3 protein-coding genes are annotated in these 3,801 nt (G+C 62.6%); all 3 read right to left on the minus strand.

Annotated features, from left to right (window positions below):
• Positions 1-169: 169 nt before the first annotated feature.
• Complete coding sequence (locus BFP96_RS14510; protein ID WP_065894899.1) at positions 170-1,699, minus strand: DHA2 family efflux MFS transporter permease subunit; 1,530 nt, start codon at positions 1,697-1,699, stop codon at positions 170-172.
• A complete protein-coding gene (locus BFP96_RS14515) occupies positions 1,699-2,898 on the minus strand; it encodes an HlyD family secretion protein (RefSeq protein ID WP_065933946.1) in 1,200 nt (399 codons plus the stop codon). The genes BFP96_RS14510 and BFP96_RS14515 overlap by 1 nt, the downstream gene beginning before the upstream one ends.
• A 15-nt stretch (positions 2,899-2,913) precedes the next feature.
• On the minus strand, positions 2,914-3,801 hold an 888-nt coding region (locus tag BFP96_RS14520), incomplete at its 5' end, for an efflux transporter outer membrane subunit (protein WP_139113405.1).

Here is a 3,801-nt window from a genome sequence, read left to right on the forward strand (position 1 = left end):
GTTTAACGGGGCGCCTGAGATCAAGATCAAAAGCAGATCAAGATCAAGAGCGACTCGCTTCGCATCGTGGTTACGGTTGAGCGCTACAGAGTTGATGCATCTGTGACTGACCCACCGCCATCGGGGGCAAGCCCCCTCCCACAGTTGATTGCATTTCAGCCCTAGGCAGTCAGTGCCCCGAAGCCGCAGGCCCGGCCTTCGCGGTAAACGGCGGTTTGGCCAGCCACACCAGCAACATCAAGCCCGCGAAGATCCACCCCATCAAGGTGAAATAGTCCACGGTAGACATCATGTAGGCCTGGCTGGTGAGGATCTGGTCCAACTGCGCATACGCTTTGTGCCCCGCCCCGCCGAGGGCCTGTATCGCGTCGCGCGTGGCCGAGTCATAAGTGGTCATGTTCTCGCTCATGTACGCATGGTGCTGGTCGGCGCGGCGAATCCAGATCCAGGTGGTGAGCGAGGCTGCGAAGCTGCCGCCCAAGGTGCGCAAGAACGTTGCCAGCCCCGCGCCGTCGGCAATCTGCTGCGGCGGCAGGTCGGACATCAGGATGCTCAAGGTCGGCATGAAGAACAGCGCCACGCCGATCCCCATGAACAGCTGCACCAGGGCGATGTGGGTGAAGTCCACCTCATTGGTGAAGCCTGCGCGCATGAAGCAGCTCAAGCCCATCGCCAGGAACGACAACCCCGCCAGCAGGCGCAAGTCGAATTTGTGCGCGTATTTGCCCACGAACGGTGACATCAGCACCGGCAGAATGCCGATCGGCGCCACCGCCAGGCCGGCCCAGGTGGCGGTGTAGCCCATCTGGGTTTGCAGCCACTGCGGCAGGATCAGGTTGATGCCAAAGAAGCCCGCGTACCCGCCGATCAACACAATGGTGCCGATGCGGAAGTTGCGGTAGGCGAACAGGCGCAGGTTCACCACCGGGTGCTTGTCGGTCATCTCCCAGATCACGAACACCGCCAGGGCAATCGCCGAGATCACTGCACCGATAATGATGAAGTTGGATTCGAACCAGTCCAGGTCATTGCCCTTGTCGAGGATGATCTGCAAGGCGCCGACACCGACGATCAGGCTCAACAACCCCACATAGTCCATCGGCTGGTAGCTGGTGACCACCGGGCGTTTCTTCAACTGCGCACGCACCACCATCACCGCAAAGATGCCGATCGGCACGTTGATGAAGAAGATCCACGGCCAACTGTAGCTGTCGGTGATCCAGCCGCCGAGGATCGGTCCCGCAATCGGCGCCACCACCGTGACCATCGCCAATAGCGCCAGCGCCATGCCGCGCTTGGCGGGTGGGTAGACCGCGATCAGCAGCGTCTGGGTCATCGGGTACAACGGCCCCGCCACCAGTCCCTGCAGCACGCGAAAGCCGATCAACTCGGGCATCGAGGTGGAAATACCGCACAGGAACGAGGCCAGCACGAACAGCATAGTCGCCCACAGGAACAGCTTCACCTCGCCGAAGCGTCGGCTCAACCAACCGGTGAGAGGCAAGGCAATGGCGTTGCTCACCGCAAACGAGGTAATGACCCAGGTGCCCTGCTCCGAACTCACGCCCAGGTTGCCGGAAATGGTCGGCAACGCCACGTTGGCGATGGTGGTGTCGAGCACCTGCATGAAGGTCGCCAGCGACAGCCCGATAGTGGCCATCAGCAGGCTGGGTGGGGTGAACGAGGCGTTATTGCTCATCAGCGTTGCGCAGCCTTGGGAGCGGCGACGCTGTTGTCATGGATCAACTGGTTGATCATGGCATCGGCCTCGACCAGTTGGCGGTCGTACACAGTGGTGGTGAACGAAGCCTTCTGCGGTGGCTGTTGCGCCAGCACCGGGCCGCTCTGGTCGTGCAGGTCCACATTGACCACGGTGCTCAAGCCCACCCGCAACGGATGCTTGGCCAGTTCCTCGGCGTTGATATGGATGCGCACCGGCACACGTTGCACGATTTTGATCCAGTTGCCGGTGGCGTTTTGCGCGGGCAACAGGGCAAACGCGCTGCCGGTGCCGGCGCCGAGGCTGTCGACGGTGCCGCTGTACTTCACGTCGCTGCCGTAGATGTCCGACTCGATGTCCACCGGCTGGCCGATGCGCATATCACGCAGCTGGGTTTCCTTGAAGTTGGCATCGATCCACAGCTGATCCAGCGGAATCACCGCCATCAACGCGGTACCTGGCTGGACGCGCTGGCCCAGCTGCACGGTGCGCTTGGCCACATAGCCGGTGACGGGTGCGATCAAGGTGCTGCGCGCGTTGGTCAGGTAAGCCTGGCGCAGTTGCGCGGCGGCGGCTTGCACATCCGGGTGGGACGAAATCACCGTGTCATCCACCAGGGCGTTGGTGGTTTTCAGTTGCTGCTCAAGGTTGGTCAAGGCGTTCTTCGCCGCGGTCAGGCTGTCACGGGCGTGGGACAGTTCTTCCTGGGAGATCGCGCCGCCCTGGGCCAGGGTCTTGCGGCGGTTATAGTTGTCCTGGGCGGTCTGCACGTCGGCTTTCTGCGCGTTGACCTGGGCTTTCATGCCATCGACGTTGCTGTACAAGCCACGCACCTGGCGCACGGTGCGGGCCAGGTTGGCCTGGGCACTTTGCAGGCCGACGGCGGCGTCGTTGGGGTCGAAGTTGACCAGCACCTGGCCTTCGTGGACCAGGTCGCCATCGTCGGCGCCGATGCTGACCACGGTGCCGGTGACCAGCGGAGTGATTTCCACCACGTTGCCGTTCACATAGGCGTCGTCGGTGCTTTCGTTGAAACGCCCGTACAACTCGTACCAGGCCCACACGCCGACGACACCCAAGATGACGATCAGCGCCAGGCCGATCAGCATGACTTTGCGTTTGCGCGGGTTGTTGTCCTTGGGTTGTTCAGTTGCGTTGTTGCTGTCGGCAGTGGCCATGACAAATACCTCAAATTATTCCGTGCGGGTGGCTGGGGTGGTCGCGGCGACGTTGTGGGCGTTGAATCCGCCACCCAGGGCCTGCATCAATTGAATCGACAGGTCGATCTGCGCAGCATTCAGGGTCGCCAACTGACGCTGGGCCTGCAGCAATTGCTGCTCGATGCTGAGCACATCCAGGTAATTACCGATACCGGAGCTGTAGCGTTGCACCCCGGTGTCGTAGGACTGTTGGGCGATGTCGGCGGCATGTTGCTGCGCCTGGATCTGCCGCCCGGTGTCGCGCAATTGCGACAGGGTGGTGCCGATATCGCCCAGGGCTTGCACCAGGGTCTTGTTGTACTGGGCCACGGCCAGGTCGTAATCGGCGTCGCGGGCATCGAGGTCGGCGCGCAGGCGGCCACCGTCGAAGATCGGCAGTGATACGGTGGGTGCAATGTTGAAGAAACGACTGGCCGAACCAAACATCGCGTCCCCCAGCAACGACTCGGCGCCGGCGCTCGCGCTCAGGTTGAGGTTGGGGTAGAAGCGGGTCTTGCTGGCGGCGATGTCCTTGCTCGCGGCTTCCACGCGCCACCGTGCGGCGATCAGGTCCGGCCGCCGGCCAAGCAACTCGGCGGGCAACACGGAAGGCACGGCGACGGCAGCGGGTTTCAATACCGCCGGGCGGACCAGTTCGTTGCCACGGTCGGGGCCTTTGCCGAGCAATACCGCGAGGGCGATCCTGGCGCTTTGCAGTTGTTTTTCCGCATCGATCAGTTGCGACTGGGCGCTGGCCTCCAGGCTTTCGGTCTGCTGGTACTGGTACTCGCTGTCGATACCGGAGCTCAGGCGGCGCTGGCTCAGGTCGAGCATCTGGCGGGTGCGCTTGAGGTCGTCCACGGCCAGGTCGCGCACGATATG

Source organism: Pseudomonas sp. 34 E 7 (genome assembly GCF_900005715.1).
GTDB classification, from domain to species: Bacteria; Pseudomonadota; Gammaproteobacteria; order Pseudomonadales; family Pseudomonadaceae; genus Aquipseudomonas; species Aquipseudomonas orientalis_A.

Bases quoted from the DNA above. Each gene is read 5' to 3' on its own strand.
- BFP96_RS14510 (WP_065894899.1), bottom strand. From the start codon at position 1,699: ATGAGCAATAACGCCTCGTTCACCCCACCCAGCCTGCTGATGGCCACT.
- BFP96_RS14515 (WP_065933946.1), bottom strand. From the start codon at position 2,898: ATGGCCACTGCCGACAGCAACAACGCAACTGAACAACCCAAGGACAAC.